Here is a 14858-nt window from a genome sequence, read left to right on the forward strand (position 1 = left end):
CAGGAACCACAGTCATGGTCTACGACGCACACCGCCACATCGGCGTCCTGCCCGCCTACCCGTTCTACGGCGGACCGCCCGTCAACCCGGACACCACCGCCCGCGCCACCGTCAAGCAGCTCGTCGCCGACCTCGATGACGAGGGCACCGAACGCGCCCTCGTCATCCCCAACTACGGCGTCCCCAACCCCGCCATCGCCTTCTCCTTCAACGAGCTTGCGATCGAGGCGGCCCAGAGCGACGACCGCATCCGAGCCGGCCTGTGGGTGTCCCCCCGCCCCGAGGACGCCGAACGCACCGAGCAGGCCCTCGCCCTGGCGGGAGAGGAGGGCGTACGAGCCCTGAAGCTCAGCTTCCTGCTCGGCGGCCGCCCCACGGACCCGGCCTGCCGCCCGCGACTGGACCGGATCTTCAAGGCGGCACAGGAGCACGGGCTGGTCGTTCATGTCCACACCTCCCCGGGTGCCGCGTCCGACATCGACGAGGTCGGCCACCTCGTCGACTGGTACGCCGGTCAAGTTCCCGTCCATCTCGTGCACTTCGGCGGCGGAATGAGCGGTCACATCAAGCTCGTCGGCTCTCGCTTCTTCGACTGGATCGAGTCCGGCAAGCGCGTCTACACCGACCTTTCTTGGGCCATCGGCTTCACGCCTCGCTGGCTGGCCCAGGAGATCGAGCGCCGCGGCATCGGCCACGACCGGGTGCTCTTTGCCAGCGACCAGCCGTGGGGCGACTTCACAGGCGAGTACGCCCGCCTCGCCGAAGCGACCGGCGGCGGCGAACTCGGCGAACTCGTCTTCAGGGACACCTTCGCCGCGCTCTACGACTGACCCGCCCCACCCGGTTTCCGTACCAAGCAGCCACCAAGCAAGGAGACAGCCATGTCCGAATCCGTCGTCACCGCCGAGCTCTCCGAGGTCGAGCAGAAGTCCCTCAACGAGATCCCGCACCCCTCCCTGCCCGAGGGCTCCAGCATCTACGGCTCCACCAAGGTCTTCCCCGACTACCAGGCCGAGAACGGCGAGACCTACTTCACCCTCGTACACGGCATCGCCCACGAGTCCTCGGTCTCCTTCGTCGCCGTCCTCCAGGCCACCCGGGCCCTGCGCAAGGGCTTCGAGACCGCCATCTACTTCTACGGCCCCGGCTCCCTCAACTGCCTTGCCACCCGAGGCTTCCCGACCACCGGCAACTCCGCCTTCCCGGGCGAGCACAACATCAACAACCAGCTCAAGACGTTCATCGCCGAGGGCGGCAAGGTCTACTGCTGCCGCTTCGGACTGTCCCTGCACGGCGCCCGCGAGGAAGACCTCATCGAGGGCGTCATCCCCACCCACCCCCTCGACGTCCAGGACGCGCTGATCCACTACGCGCGCAAGGGCGCCATCATCAACTCCACCTACCAGCTGTAAGGGGCACGCCGTGAGCGTTGGCACCGAGCCGACAGTGACAGAGCGTACGGCCGTGGACGTGCGGATCATGACCCGCGCCGAACTCGCCCTGCGCGGAATCCGTCAGGACGTTGAGGTCCAACGGCCGGACGGTGCGGGCCCCAGCGACGACGGACACGTCCTCGTCGACGGTGCCAACGCCGCCCTGCCCCGCAACCCCGACAGCCCCTACACAGTCCGCGACGGCAAGGTCTGGCTCGGCGACGAGACCGGAGGCCTCACCGACACCGGGCTCTCCCTCACCCCCGTACGACGGCCCAGGTTCTACGACCTGACGACGGCCGACGGCACCCGCTACGAGCAGATCGCCCGCCTGCACGGCTCCGACGTCCTGGCCACCACCGTCGTGCAGACCTGCATCCGCTACGCCGAGGCCGACCGCTGCCGCTTCTGCACCATCGAGGAGTCCCTGCGCTCGGGCGCCACCGTCGCCGCCAAAACCCCGACGCAGCTCGCCGAAGTCGCCGAAGCGGCGGTCCGGCTGGACAGTGTCCGGCAGATGGTGATGACCACAGGCACGACCACCGGTCCGGACCGGGGTGCCCGCAATCTCGTCCGTTCGGTGCGCGCCGTTCTCGAAGCGGTGCCCGGACTGCCCATTCAGGTCCAGTGCGAGCCGCCGGGGGACCTCGCGTGGATCCGTGAGTTGTACGACGCCGGCGCCACCGCCATCGGCATCCATGTCGAGTCCCTCGACGACGAGGTACGGCGGCGCTGGATGCCCGGCAAGTCGAGAGTCCCGATGGCCGAGTACGAGGCCGCGTGGGACGAGGCGGTTCGGGTCTTCGGGCCCAACCGGGTCTCCACGTACCTGCTGGTCGGGCTCGGCGAGGACCCGGATGAACTCATCGCGGGCGTGGGGAAGTTGATCGACCGCGGGGTGTACCCGTTCGTCGTCCCGTTCCGGCCGATGCGGGGAACGCTGGCCGCCCGCGACGGGGTCGAGGCCCCGAGCGCGGAACTGCTGCGGTACGTCACCGAAGGCGTCGCCGCAAAGCTGCGCGCGGCCGGGATGAGCGGCGCCGACCAGAAGGCCGGCTGCGCGGCCTGCGGGGCATGCAGCGTGCTGAAAACGGCAGGGGGGTGACGATGTACCTCGACGGATCCAGCGCACCGACGGCGGCCGACCGTCCGGTCGACGTCCTGGCACTGCTCGGAGACCGCAGCACCCTGGCGCGCCAATCCCGCTTCCACATCGAACAGGCGTGTTCCGCAGCCGAGTTGTCCGACTACCGGCGCCTGCGCCGGGAGGCATTCGTCCACGAACAGGGGCTTTTCACCGGCCATGACCTGGACGACCGGGACACCGATCCCCGCACCCTCGTCCTGGTCGCCAAGGACCAGGACGCCACCGTGGTGGGCGGTGTACGCCTCGGACCGGTCGGCGACGGCCCCGACATCGGCTGGTGGCAGGGCGGCCGCCTCGTCGTGGCCCGCCGGGCCCGCGGCCCGCACGGCATCGGTGCGGCACTGGTCCGCGCGGCCTGCGCCCGCGCGGAGGCCGAAGGCGTCCTGCGCTTCGACGCGACCGTCCAGGCCCAGGGCGAAGTCCTCTTCAAGCGGCTCGGCTGGCGCTCCGTGCGCGAGATCGAGGCCGCGGGCGCGCTGCACATGCTGATGCGCTGGCCGATCGGCCGGATCGCGGCACAGGCAGCGGCCGCCAAGTCCGCACTCGGGCCGCTCCTCGCAGCCCTCCGCGCACCGGCCGCCCTCGGCGGCGCCGGGTTCGTCGGCGACGACGGCGCCCCCCTCCCCGGCACCGACGTGATCGCCGCGTGCGACGCGATCGTGCCGTCGATGGTCGAACGCGACCCGGGATGGGCGGGCTGGTGCTCGGTCCTCGTCAACATCAACGACCTTGCCGCGATGGGTGCTTCGCCGATCGGCCTGCTCGACGCCGTGGGCGCCAAGGACACAGCGCATGCCGCACGGGTCCTCGACGGGCTCGGGCGCGCGGCACAGGCGTACGGTGTGCCGGTGCTGGGCGGGCACACCCAACTCGGTGTCCCCGCGGCACTGTCCGTGACCGCGCTGGGCCGGACGGACCACCCGGTGCCCGGCGGCGGCGGACGGCCCGGACACGCGGTACGGCTCACCGCCGACCTGGGCGGCGGCTGGCGCACGGGCTACCAGGGCCGCCAGTGGGATTCGTCCACCCACCGCCGTACGGACGAACTGCGCGCCATGACCGGCGCGGTGGCCGCCGCCCGACCCGCCGCGGCGAAGGACGTGTCGATGGCCGGCATCGCCGGCACCCTCGGCATGCTCGCCGAGGCGAGCGGATGCCGCGCCGTCCTCGACGTGGCCGCCGTACCCCGCCCGAGGGCCGTGCCCATGGGCGACTGGCTCACCTGCTTCCCCGGCTTCGCCATGCTGACGGCCGACGAGCCGGGCGCCCCACCGCTGCCCGCCGGACCCGCCACGGGGGCCGTGTGCGGGGAACTGACCCAAGGACAAGGCGTCGGGCTGCGCTGGCCCGACGGAGAGATCACCGAAGCGGTCGCGGCCACCGTGACCGGAATGGGGACCGCATGACCACCCTGCGCATGGCCGCCGTCGCCGCCGAGTTCGGCCGCGACCTCGAAGAGGACTTCGCGATCACCGAGCGGCTGATCAAGGAGGCCCGGGCCGACGGCGTACGCCTGCTCGCCCTGCCCGAAGCCTGTCTCGGCGGCTATCTGCTCAGCCTCGACAACACCGCGCCAGCCCAGGCGGGGGAACTCGACGAGGGTCCGCCCGCGCTCGCCCTCGATGGCCCCGAGGTCCGGCGACTGGCCGCGCTGGCGGGCGAGATGACCGTCGTCGCCGGTTACTGCGAGGCCGGCGTGGACGGACGGCGCTACAACAGCGTGGTGTGCGTCAACGGCGACGGCGTCCTCGGCAACCACCGCAAGGTTCACCAGCCGCTCAGCGAGGACGCCAGCTACGCCTCCGGCGACCGCTTCCACGCCTTCGACACACCGGTCGGCCGGATCGGCATGATGATCTGCTACGACAAGGCGTTCCCGGAGTCGGCGCGCGCCCTCGCGCTGGACGGTGCGGAGATCGGCGTGGTCGTCTCGGCCTGGCCGGCCGCGCGCACCAACCCCACCACCGATCTCACCGATGACCGCTGGAAGCGGCGCTTCGACCTGTTCGACAGGGCCCGCGCCCTGGAAAACCAGATCGTATGGGTCTCCGCCAACCAGGCCGGCACGTTCGGGTCGCTACGCTTCGTCGGCAGCGCCAAGGTCGTCGACCCCGGCGGTGACATACTCGCGGACACCGGTGTCGGCGCGGGCCTGGCGGTCGCCGAACTCGACGTCGCCCAGGCCCTGGAGACCGCTCGCCGCTCCATGGGCCACCTGCGCGACCGGCGCCCGGAAACCTACACGTACGCAGGAGCAGTCAGCGCATGAGCACGATCCGGATCGCGGCCGCCGCCGCCCACTTCGGCCGCGACCTGGAGTTCGACCTGGCCCGTGTCGCCAAACTCATCGATGACGCCCGCAAGTCGGGCGCCGGGCTGCTCGTGCTGCCCGACGCGGCCCTCGGCGGCTATCTCGCCGATCTGCGCCACCCCGACCCGGAGGCGCTTCCCCCGGCCCTCAAGCCCGACGATCCGCTGATCCTGGAGGTCGCCCGGCTGGCCGCCGAGATGGTGGTCTGCGTCGGCTACTGCGAGGACGGCGGCGACGAGCGCTACAACGCGGCCGTCTGCGTCAGCGGCGACGGCATCCTCGGCCGCCACCGCAAGGTCCACCTGCCCGCCGGGGAAACCGCCGCCTACACCCCCGGCGACCGCTTCGACGCCTTCGACACACCCGTCGGCCGCATCGGCATGCTCATCGACTACGATAAGACCTTCCCCGAGTCGGCCCGCTCCCTCGCCCTGGACAGCGCCGAGATCCTCGCCTGCCTCTCCGCCTGGCCCACCAGCATCACCAACCGCGCCCCGCGCATGGCCCAGGACCGCCAGGCCAAGCTCTTCGACCTGTACGACCAGGCACGCGCCGCCGAGAACCAGGTCGTCCTCGCCTCCTCCAACCAGACCGGCGCCATGGGCGGCATGCGCTTCCTCGGCCAGTCCAAGGTCGTCGGCCCCGGCGGCGACATCCTCGCCCGCACCTGGGCCAAGGCCGGCCTCGCCGTCGCGGAGGTGGACGTGTCCGAGGAGATCGACCGCGCCCGCCGCATCCTGCGCCATCTCGACGAGCGCCGCCCGGCGGCCTACCGGGAGAACCCCTCATGACGTACCGGACCCCCTCATGCCGTGCCGGGAGGACCCTTCGTGAAGATCGCCCTGCTGAGCTACTCCACCAAGCCCCGTGGTGGCGTCGTCCACACTCTCGCCCTCGCCGAGGCCCTCGCCGCCACCGGGCAGGACGTCACGGTCTGGTCCCTGGGCAGGGGCGGCGACGACGGCTTCTTCCGCGCGGTCGACCCGGATGTGCGCGTACGGATCGTGCCGTTCCCCGACGGACCCGCGGCGGAGACCGTCGGGGAACGCATCCTGCGCTCCATCGCCGCCCTCCGCGACGCCTTCGACCCCACCCCGTACGACGTCATCCACGCCCAGGACTGCATCAGCGCCAACGCGGCCGGCCGCTGCGTCCGCACCGTGCACCACGTCGACCACTTCACCACGCCCGAGCTGGCGGCCTGCCACGAGCGCGCCATCGTCGAGCCGTACGCCCACGTCTGCGTCTCGCGTTCGGTCGCCGACGAACTCGCCCAGGGCTGGGGCCTGAAGGCGGAGGTCATACCCAACGGCGTGGCGTATGACCGCTTCGCCGTCACCGACCCGGCGGCCCGCGCTGCCTGGCGAACCCGCATCGGCCGCTACGTCCTCACCGTCGGCGGCATCGAACCCCGCAAGGGCTCCTTGGACCTCCTGGAGGCGTACGCGCTCCTGCGTGCCGACCACCCGGACGTGCGGCTGGTGATCGCGGGCGGCGAGACCCTCTTCGACTACCGCGACTACCGCGCCCGCTGGGAGGAGCGCGCCGCCGAACTCGGCCTCGAACCGGTCGTCCTGGGCCAGGTCCCGGAGGACGATCTCCCGCCGCTCGTCGGCGCCGCAGATGCGTTCGCGTTCCCCTCCGTCAAGGAAGGCTTCGGCCTGGCCGCGATGGAGGCCCTCGCCGCGGGGGTTCCTCTGGTGGTCCGCGACCTGCCCGTCCTGCGTGAGGTGTTCGGCGCTTCCGCCCGCTTCGCCGACACCCCCCGGGACCTGGCCGACGAGCTCGGCACGGCGCTCACGAACGGCGACCCCGTACGCCGCACGGCGGGCCGAGAGCTCGCCGCAGGTCACACCTGGGCCGCCGCGGCCCAGCGCCACCTGAACTTCTACCGCACGCTGCGCTGAACGGCCGGACGACCAACGCCTCATGCTCGGAACGCGAGATGTGTGCCGGGTGGAGGGATGCGCCGTCGCGCGGGACTGCTAACGCGCCGCACGATGTGCGGAACGTCCGACGTGGTCCGGGAGGCACGGCGGTGGGCGGTGGAAAGTGACGGCCAAGCGACCAAAAGGGCGCACGTTCAGCTGGACGCGGTGGCGGCGGATGCCGCGTTCCCGGACTCACTTGGACTCCCACTTCTTGTCACCGCCGTACAGGAAGGTGGCCAGCGCACCGCGCGAGGGTGCTCTCGCCAAGGCGGGCAAGGAATTCGACGAGCTGTCAGTCCTGGACCTGAACGAGGCCTTCGCCGCCCACGTGCTGGGCTGCGTGGCCGAATGGCCCGAGTTCGACCCGGCAATTCTCAACCTGCAGGACGGCGTGATTGCCCTCGGCCAACCGCTCGGCGCCTCCGGCGCCCGCCTCGCCGGCACCGTGGCCACAGCTCGCCCGCAAGGGCGGCGGCATCGGCGTCGCCACCCTCTGCATCGGCGTCCGCCAGGGGCCTCGCCCTCCTCGTCGAACCTTGAGCACTCCGCTGGAAGTCCGGAGCGCATACCGCCAGCCGACTGTGGCTGGCCGCACCCGCAGGGCGTAGCCGCACAGCCCCGAGCCCCGCACGGGAGGACAGCAGGAGAGCCACCTGGCCACCGGTTCCGAGGCCACCGGCCAGGAGGCTCCCCACACCGACGCCATCACGAAAGGGACGTCTGCCATGAACCCTAGCCCCCACAAGGCCCGCACGGGCCGGGAACGGTTCACCGTAGCCCTGCACTGGATCACCCACCGACGGCGCGTCGCCCTGGCGCATCTGCTGCGCGGCGCATGCTACGGCGTCGGAACGGGGGTGATCGGCCTCGCCTTCGTCTGGATGGAGCGCCTGATCTGACCCATCCCGAACGGCAATTCGGCGTCGGTGCTTCGCAAAGGCGGCGCCCGTCGGGCACGCACTCCATCCCGCCGAACGCGGACCGCTCGCCGACCTCACGACCGAGCTGCTGAACACCGGACGCCCGGCGGGCACAGGTGTACTCACCCGCTCCGAACTTGCCGTGCGCCAGGCGGCTCGAAGTGCGGTGACTGCTGGCTGGTCTGAGGGGCGCCGCAGTGAGGTGCCGCTCTGCCTGCGCCCGCCCGACGGACGGACGGAGGCTGAGGCGCGCCTTGGTCATGGCGGTGCTGTGGGTCGGGGCCGGGACGCTTGTGGCGTCCCGGCCCGCCGCGTTCCTCTGTCAGGAGGCGGACAGCTCGCTCCGGACGGTGCGGGCGGCGGCGACCAGGTTCTCCAGGGAGGCTCGGGTCTCGGGCCAGGAGCGGGTCTTCAGGCCGCAGTCGGGGTTGACCCAGAGCCGTTCAGCGGGAATGGCTTTCAAGCCGGTGCGCAGCAGTTCTGCAGCCTCCTCAACGCTCGGCACGCGGGGGGAGTGGATGTCGTAGACCCCCGGCCCGACTTCGCGTGGGTAGCCGCGAGTAGCGAGTTCGCGGGCGACCTGCATATGGGAGCGGGCGGCTTCCAGGCTGATGACGTCGGCGTCGAGGTCGTCGATGGCCTGGATGATGTCGCCGAACTCGGCGTAGCACATGTGGGTGTGGATCTGGGTGTCCGGCCGTACGACGGCGGTGGTGAGCCGGAACGCCTTCGTGGCCCACGCCAGGTAGGCCGGGCGGTCGGCGGCCCCCAGGGGCAGGGTCTCGCGGAGGGCGGGTTCGTCGACCTGGATGACCGAGACGCCGGCGGCCTCCAGGTCGTGTACCTCGTCGCGCAGGGCGAGGGCGACCTGCCGGGCGGTGTCGCCGAGCGGCTGGTCGTCGCGGACGAAGGACCAGGCGAGCATGGTGACCGGGCCGGTGAGCATGCCCTTGACCGGCTTCTCGGTGAGCGACTGGGCATACCTGGTCCAGCGCACCGTCATCGGCTCGGGGCGGGAGATGTCGCCGGCGAGGATGGGCGGACGGACGTAGCGGGTTCCGTAGGACTGGACCCAGCCGTGCTGGGTGGCGAGGTAGCCGGTGAGCTGCTCGGCGAAGTACTGGACCATGTCGTTGCGTTCAGGTTCGCCGTGCACCAGGACGTCGATGCCGGTCTTCTCCTGGAAGGAGATCACCTCCCGGATCTCGGCCTTGATGCGCTCCTCGTAGTCGGCGGTGTCGATGCGGCCTGCGCGCAGGTCGGCACGGGCGGTGCGCAGCTCGCCGGTCTGCGGGAAGGAGCCGATGGTCGTAGTGGGCAACAGCGGCAGGCCGAGGCGGGCGCGCTGGGCCGCGGCGCGTTCGGCGTACGGCTGGGACCGGCGAGCGTCGGCGTCCGTCACGGCCTCGGTGCGGGCCCGCAAGGCCGGGTCGCGGGTGATCGGTGAGGCGGCTCGGGAGGCGAGTGCGGCGCGGTTTGCGGTGAGTTCGCCAGTGATGGTGTGGATGCCCCGGGAGAGGCCCTTGGCGAGGGTGACGATCTCGGCGGTCTTCTGCCGGGCGAAGGCCAGCCAGCGCAGGATCTGCGGGTCAATGTCCCGCTCGGCCGTGACGTCCAGCGGAACGTGGAGCAGGGAACAGGAGGCGGCGACATCGACCCGGTCCGCGAGCCCGAGGAGTGTGCCGAGAGTGGACAACGACTTCTGGAGGTCGTTGATCCAGATGTTGCGGCCGTTGACCACGCCGGCGAGCAGCCGCTTGCCGGGCAGTCCGCCGACGGAGGCCAGGGCGTCCAGGTTGGCGGTAGCGGCCTCGGTGAAGTCCAGGGCGAGACCTTCGACCGGAGCCTTGGCCAGGATCGGCAGGGCATCGCCGAGGCGGTCGAAGTAGGAGGCGACGAGCAGCTTGGGCCGGTCGGTGAGGGCGCCCAGGTCGCGGTAGGCGCGCTCGGCGGCGTTCAGGTCGGCCGGGGTGCGGTCCTGGACGAGGGCGGGCTCGTCGAGCTGCACCCACTCGGCGCCGGCCGCGCGCAGGTCGGCGAGCACTTCCGCGTATGCGGGCAGCAGCCGGTCCAGGAGGGTCAGCGGCTGGAAGTCGGCGGGCACGCCGGGGGCGGGCTTGGCGAGCAGGAGGTAGGTGACGGGGCCGACGAGTACAGGCCGGGCCGCGAGGCCATGGGCGAGGGCTTCTTTCAGTTCGGCAACCTGCTTGGTGGAGTCGGCCGCGAAGACGGTGTTGGGGCCCAGTTCGGGGACCAGGTAGTGATAGTTGGTGTCGAACCACTTGGTCATCTCCAGTGGTGCGACATCCTGGGTGCCGCGGGCCATGGCGAAGTAGCCGTCGATCGCGTTGGCGTCGACGGCGGCGCGGTGCCGTTCTGGGATCGCGCCAACCATGACGGTGGTGTCGAGGACGTGGTCGTAGTACGAGAAGTCGCCGGTGGGCACCTCGTTGACGCCAGCATCGGCGAGCTGCCGCCAGTTGCTGCGGCGGATTTCGGCGGCGGTGGCATGGAGGGCGTCAGCGGTGACGCGGCCCTTCCAGTAACCCTCGATGGCCTTCTTCAGCTCCCGGTCGGGGCCCTGGCGGGGGTAACCGTACACGGTGGCTCGTGCTGCAGCGGCTGATGTCACGGAGATCTCCTTCGCGAGATTATTCCCTGAGATCCCGGAGACGGGACGAAAGCGCGAAGGGGATGACGAACCGTCCGGCAACGGCCCGCGTGGTTGGCACGGTCGTTCCGTCCGGTGTGTACGCCGGCCCGCCCTCGAGGTCACCGGGATGTCCGCGCACGGATCGGTCTGCGCGCGGGCAGTTGGCAGGTCTTCGGACTTGCGGGCACGTCCTCCTGCCGGAGGACACCTACTGGCCGTCGCTTCCCAGACCCGTACGTCGGACCCAGTGCGTATGACGGCGGTCGTTCCCGCTCACCGCTGCGGGGCAGTCCCGGATTCCCACCGGGTTCCCTCTTACGACGCATCCCGCCTGGCGGACGGGGCGAACCAGCTGCTGCGGCCAGCCTACGGGGTAGCGCCATGTACAGAAGAACACCGTCCAGAATGCGAAAGTGAGGGAGAGCTCGTCGAAGGAACCACAGCGAGGGGCTGGAAGTGCCGCACTCATGCTTCCCGCCCCTCTCTCCATCGCGCCGCGCGGGCACCCCAGCAGCGGTGCGGGCCCCTCAGCCTATGTCGCGACCATCCGCTGGAACAGCGGAGGCGGAGGCCGCGTGCTCGGGCCCTCGGCCGGCAGAATTGGGAAGCTGTTCTAGAACCCGCAGGGCAAGGGCTACAAGGACGGCGAGCTGTGGCCAGCCATGCAGCGCCCGACCTGGCGCCCGGACATCCGCGCCGCCGTCATCTCCAAGGCCCGGGTCAACATGCACCGTAAGATGCTGAAGATGGCGGAGTTCACCGGCCTGTACCCGCTGGCGGTGCTCTCCGACTACGTCGTCTACCCCTCACCCGGCCCGAGCCCGCTGGACTTCCTGCCCTACGCGGAGTCCGGCAAGCCCATCCCCGGAGCCTTCCGCCTCGGGCCCACGCCCGGCCTGGCGAAGCTGGAGGGCGTCCAGTCGATGCAGTGGGCGGTCGACCTGATGAAGCAGGGCCTCAACCCCGCCCGCCACATCAAGGGCGGCAACGCCGTGCTTGACGAAGGCGAGTAACCGTGGCCGCCCACACCACCCCCGGCACCCGCCGCCCGCGGCTGGCGTGGAGAGGGATCGGATGCCGGACCGCCTCCAGCCGCGCGCGGAGGCCCTGGAGCCTTTCCGCACACGCGGGTGGAACCGCGAGCACCGGCCCCGGACACTGTCCGGTCGTACCGCGCTCGAGGCATGTCCGGCCGATCCGATGCCGTCTGCGGTGTTCCCGACGCCGGTCTGGGCTTCCTCCCCGGAGACGACGGCCGGATGCGGGAGCTGACGAGTCACCGGGAGCATGCCGACTGCACCGGTGCCCTCTATCTCTCGGCGGAACGGTTTCCGGGCGAAGGCGGCCCGCAGTCAGCGCCGCCAGGCCCCTCATTCACTATGTGTGACTGTTATTCACTCGCATGGCTACGCCGTGGTGCCGCGTTCTTCACTCGAATGCAGTGTGGGCAGGAGTCTCTCCCCTCACCTCAGAGGAAGAAGGGTCATGAAGCACATACGACGCACAGCTGCCCGGAGGGCCCTCCCCCTGGCCGTCCTGCTCCCCGCGGCCGCCTTGATGACCGCCGGTCCCTGCCTGGCGTCCGAGAGCGGAGGCGGTACGACTCCCACGGGCGCTACGTCCACAGGTGCCAAACCGACAGTTGTACTGGTGCACGGCTATTGGGCGGACGCCTCCGGCTGGGACCGGATCGTCCAGGCACTGCAGAACCAGGGCTATCCCGTGGTGGCCACCGCCAACCCTCTACGCAGCCTCTCCGGCGACGCCGACTACCTTGCCGCCCAGCTGAAGGCGATCGAGGGCCCCATCGTCCTGGTCGGCCACTCCTACGGAGGAGCCGTGATCACCAACGCGGCCGCCGGCAACCCCAACGTCGAGTCCCTCGTCTACATCGCAGGGTTCGCGCCCGACAAAGGCGAGACGGCCTTCCAGCTCGCTGCCAAGTACCCGGGCAGCCGGGTGACCGACGACCCGAACGCCCCGGTGCCGACCGCCCTGAATGCCGTACCGCTCGGCGGCGACCCCACGAACGTGGACCTGTATCTCAAACCGGAGAAATTCGCTGACGTCTTCCTGAGCAACCGGCTCGACGCCAGCCGCTCACAGGTACTCGCCGCCACCCAGCGGCCCGCGACCGCCGCCTCCGGCAACGAGCCCACGCAGTCCGTCGCGTGGAAGACCATCCCGTCCTGGTATCTCGTCGCCACCGACGACCGCACCATAGGCACCGACAATCTGCGTTTCATGGCGAAGCGGGCCAAGGCCACCACCGTCGAGGTCAACGCACCGCACGCCGTCATGGAGACCAACCCGGACGACGTCACCAAGCTGATCCTCCAGGCCTCTGGCGACGCTCGGCCGAGCCTTGCCCAGACCGGTACCAACGGGCGGACCGCGCTCCTCGGAGGTGCCGCGCTGCTCACCGTCGCCGCTGGCACGGCCATCGTGATCCGCGCCCGCCGCACCTGAGGACCACGGACGACAGCGGTGCTAAAAGCCCTGAACGGGTAAGCGGGGTCCCGCGGGTGACGGTTCGTACCCGCCGGGACACCGCCCACGATGATCTGGTGTGGGTGGGTGGGGCGTAGGCCGGGACCAGTTGCCCCATCATTCTGCGAGATCACCCCGTGGGTTGTTCTCCGTCGAGGGGTGTATCCGTTCATTGCAGCACGCCGTGACCGGGCCGATCCAGCAGCCTTCCGTTCAGGTTCCATGCCGACGGTTGACTTCCTTGTACTCGTCCACTGTGGGCTTGGACAACTGTGTGCCCGGCCCGTAGAAGCCACGACTGAGTCTCCCGCCGGGTGGGGGACCAACGAGACGCTGAACGTGAACATGGTGGAGCCGGAGCTGGTGGTGGTCGGCGTCGACGTCGCCCGCGACAGCGGCGGCCGGTGGAGGCACGCCGCGCGCGGCCACCGGGCGCGCCCCGACGTCGCCCCCCGGGCGAGGCGCCACCGTTCGAACAGTGAGCGCTTTCAGCGTTGCCTCTCCAGGACGAGGACAGCAATCCGGCACGGCCCCGGCCTCAGCGGAACGACCTGGAACGCCGAAACCTCCATGTCGCACGGGGCCCTAGGGTCGGTCGAGGAGCCGCTCGAACGCCAGCCGTCCGCCTTCCCAGACGATGAGCTCCCCGTCGAGGACTGTACGGTCCGGGAGCTGCGCGGCGGCCGCGCGCAGTTCGGGGAACGCGTCGGCGAGCGGTGTGCCCTGCCGGGAGCGCGGGACGAGGTTTCCGCGGTTCCAGGACAACTGCGCGCGCCATCCGTCGAACTTCACCTCGGCCGCCCATTCCGGGGGAACGGTGGGGCCGGGGCGGCGGCGAGCATCGGCTCAGGCAGGGTCCACATGAGCGCGCGCTTCCCCGCAGGGGGTCAGCCGTCCACATAGCCGAGTTCGGAGTCCGGGCGGCAGTGCGGGCACGACCTCCTCCAGGAAGCGGAGCAGCGCGAGACGCGACGACCCCTTGACATCGCTCATCATTCGATTCTGCGATGTGCTAGCCACACGGCCACACCCCGTGGAAGGGGGCTCCGACCTCGGGCTGAGCCCGGCGCAGCGAGCCGAGCAGGCCCGGGCGCCGACCTCGTCGGTCACGGCTCCTGCTAGCCAGGTGCGTCGACGAGAGCCTCGAAGTCCCGGGGCAGTTGGGACATCACCTGGCGGAACTCGCCATCACTGACCGCGTCCCTCAGGGTGTTCAGTTCCGCCCGTACGCCCTCGCGGGCCTCGTGCGGGCTCACGTCTGCTCGGCTGCTCACGCGATTGATGAACTCTTCGAGTCCGAAGGACTCGGCCTGCGGAGTGGGAGAGACCAGCGGTTCCTGCAGCGGCTTGGGCAGTTCGGACGCGAGGTCCTCCGCCTCACCCCGGGTGAGCCGCTCGGCCAGGGTTTCCAGGGTGGCCCGGGTGAGGCGCTCCGCCTTCTCCGGGGGGACAGGGGCACGCCGGTGGATGGTGTCGATGAAGGTGTTGTAGTCCATATGCCGTTCCCTTTCCGAAGCTTTTCAACTCCCTGGCGTGGGACCTGAGGCAGCCGCTGAAGGGGTGCGTCGTGCGTGGAGGGCTGACGCGCGTCACGCGGTGCGTGCGTCTCAGCAGAAGCCATTTCCATGCTCCGGATGCGGGCCGCACCCTGCCTGCTCCCGACGGGCGGAAATGCGGTGGGCTCCATGGACCTCCGAGCACAAGGCAGACGGTTTCCGCCACGACACAGGGGGCACCGTCGGCGGTCTGCCTGATGCGCGTCAGGGCGCTGTGCCGTTGTTCCCTCGGCCGGCATGCATGCGGCGGCCGGCGTGGCGGCCCTCCCGGGTCCCGGCGACGCTCCCCGAGATCGCGGCGGACCTGCGCGCAGCCGCCCGGGCGGTGGGGGCTGCGCGGCTGGTGCTCGTTTTACTGGCATGTTCACTCATCTGAATCGACCGCTCCACTTGTGTGCCTGGCCCCGCTGTGCACTG

12 protein-coding genes, 2 pseudogenes and 1 riboswitch are annotated in these 14858 nt (G+C 70.6%); of the genes and pseudogenes, 11 read left to right on the plus strand and 3 right to left on the minus strand.

Annotated elements, in window-relative coordinates:
* Positions 1–14: 14 nt before the first annotated feature.
* The 9 genes and pseudogenes from ACQY0Z_RS32935 to ACQY0Z_RS32975 all read left to right on the plus strand — a co-directional run bounded on the left by ACQY0Z_RS32935 (position 15) and on the right by ACQY0Z_RS32975 (position 7721).
* Complete coding sequence (locus ACQY0Z_RS32935) at positions 15–830, plus strand: amidohydrolase family protein (protein WP_439813420.1); 816 nt, start codon at positions 15–17, stop codon at positions 828–830.
* A gap of 51 nt (positions 831–881) precedes the next feature.
* Positions 882–1412, plus strand: a complete 531-nt coding sequence (locus ACQY0Z_RS32940; RefSeq protein WP_189906010.1) for an MSMEG_0572/Sll0783 family nitrogen starvation response protein — start codon at positions 882–884, stop codon at positions 1410–1412.
* Between the two features lie 67 nt (positions 1413–1479).
* Positions 1480–2538 carry an MSMEG_0568 family radical SAM protein gene (locus ACQY0Z_RS32945; protein ID WP_189906066.1) on the plus strand — a complete coding sequence of 353 codons (1059 nt, stop codon included), beginning with the start codon at positions 1480–1482 and terminating at the stop codon, positions 2536–2538.
* A 2-nt stretch (positions 2539–2540) separates the two neighbouring features.
* Positions 2541–3986, plus strand: a complete 1446-nt coding sequence (locus tag ACQY0Z_RS32950; protein WP_439813546.1) for an MSMEG_0567/sll0787 family protein — start codon at positions 2541–2543, stop codon at positions 3984–3986.
* On the plus strand, positions 3983–4849 hold the full coding sequence (locus ACQY0Z_RS32955) for a carbon-nitrogen hydrolase family protein (RefSeq protein WP_439813421.1): 867 nt from the start codon (positions 3983–3985) through the stop codon (positions 4847–4849). The genes ACQY0Z_RS32950 and ACQY0Z_RS32955 overlap by 4 nt, the downstream gene beginning before the upstream one ends.
* Complete coding sequence (locus tag ACQY0Z_RS32960) at positions 4846–5682, plus strand: carbon-nitrogen hydrolase family protein (protein ID WP_189906014.1); 837 nt, start codon at positions 4846–4848, stop codon at positions 5680–5682. The genes ACQY0Z_RS32955 and ACQY0Z_RS32960 overlap by 4 nt, the downstream gene beginning before the upstream one ends.
* Before the next feature lie 39 nt (positions 5683–5721).
* Entirely contained in the window at positions 5722–6798 is a 1077-nt protein-coding gene (locus ACQY0Z_RS32965) for an MSMEG_0565 family glycosyltransferase (RefSeq protein WP_439813422.1), read from the plus strand.
* 280 nt (positions 6799–7078) lie between these two features.
* Positions 7079–7337 (plus strand): annotated as a pseudogene (locus tag ACQY0Z_RS32970) (3-oxoadipyl-CoA thiolase); the annotation flags it as partial.
* Positions 7338–7547: 210 nt separating this feature from the next.
* A complete protein-coding gene (locus ACQY0Z_RS32975) occupies positions 7548–7721 on the plus strand; it encodes a hypothetical protein (protein ID WP_381728290.1) in 174 nt (57 codons plus the stop codon).
* Between the two features lie 343 nt (positions 7722–8064).
* Here the strand turns inward: ACQY0Z_RS32975 and metE are convergent, their stop codons facing one another.
* Positions 8065–10380 (minus strand): 5-methyltetrahydropteroyltriglutamate--homocysteine S-methyltransferase, encoded by a 2316-nt coding sequence (metE, locus tag ACQY0Z_RS32980; protein ID WP_439813547.1) that lies wholly within the window; start codon positions 10378–10380, stop codon positions 8065–8067.
* Between the two features lie 173 nt (positions 10381–10553).
* Positions 10554–10750, minus strand: a riboswitch (cobalamin riboswitch).
* 265 nt (positions 10751–11015) lie between these two features.
* Here metE and ACQY0Z_RS32985 point away from each other — a divergent pair.
* Both ACQY0Z_RS32985 and ACQY0Z_RS32990 read left to right on the plus strand, forming a co-directional pair.
* Positions 11016–11408: pseudogene (locus tag ACQY0Z_RS32985) on the plus strand (telomere-associated protein Tap); the annotation flags it as partial.
* 472 nt (positions 11409–11880) lie between these two features.
* Complete coding sequence (locus ACQY0Z_RS32990) at positions 11881–12864, plus strand: alpha/beta fold hydrolase (protein WP_189906019.1); 984 nt, start codon at positions 11881–11883, stop codon at positions 12862–12864.
* A gap of 606 nt (positions 12865–13470) precedes the next feature.
* Here the strand turns inward: ACQY0Z_RS32990 and ACQY0Z_RS32995 are convergent.
* Positions 13471–13677, minus strand: coding sequence for an ATP-dependent DNA ligase (locus ACQY0Z_RS32995; protein WP_381728910.1), 207 nt, complete (start codon positions 13675–13677; stop codon positions 13471–13473).
* A 326-nt stretch (positions 13678–14003) separates the two neighbouring features.
* Positions 14004–14381 (minus strand): DUF2267 domain-containing protein, encoded by a 378-nt coding sequence (locus tag ACQY0Z_RS33000; protein WP_189906021.1) that lies wholly within the window; start codon positions 14379–14381, stop codon positions 14004–14006.
* Positions 14382–14858 lie beyond the last annotated feature (477 nt).

The organism is Streptomyces sp. P9-2 (genome assembly GCF_051903975.1).
Taxonomy (GTDB): Bacteria; Actinomycetota; Actinomycetes; order Streptomycetales; family Streptomycetaceae; genus Streptomyces; species Streptomyces cellulosae.

Coding starts and splice junctions, on each gene's coding strand:
- ACQY0Z_RS32935 (WP_439813420.1), top strand. CDS start 15: ATGGTCTACGACGCACACCGCCACATCGGCGTCCTGCCCGCCTACCCG.
- ACQY0Z_RS32975 (WP_381728290.1), top strand. CDS start 7,548: ATGAACCCTAGCCCCCACAAGGCCCGCACGGGCCGGGAACGGTTCACC.
- ACQY0Z_RS32950 (WP_439813546.1), top strand. CDS start 2,541: ATGTACCTCGACGGATCCAGCGCACCGACGGCGGCCGACCGTCCGGTC.
- ACQY0Z_RS32945 (WP_189906066.1), top strand. CDS start 1,480: ATGACCCGCGCCGAACTCGCCCTGCGCGGAATCCGTCAGGACGTTGAG.
- ACQY0Z_RS32940 (WP_189906010.1), top strand. CDS start 882: ATGTCCGAATCCGTCGTCACCGCCGAGCTCTCCGAGGTCGAGCAGAAG.
- ACQY0Z_RS32990 (WP_189906019.1), top strand. CDS start 11,881: ATGAAGCACATACGACGCACAGCTGCCCGGAGGGCCCTCCCCCTGGCC.
- ACQY0Z_RS32955 (WP_439813421.1), top strand. CDS start 3,983: ATGACCACCCTGCGCATGGCCGCCGTCGCCGCCGAGTTCGGCCGCGAC.
- ACQY0Z_RS33000 (WP_189906021.1), bottom strand. CDS start 14,381: ATGGACTACAACACCTTCATCGACACCATCCACCGGCGTGCCCCTGTC.
- ACQY0Z_RS32960 (WP_189906014.1), top strand. CDS start 4,846: ATGAGCACGATCCGGATCGCGGCCGCCGCCGCCCACTTCGGCCGCGAC.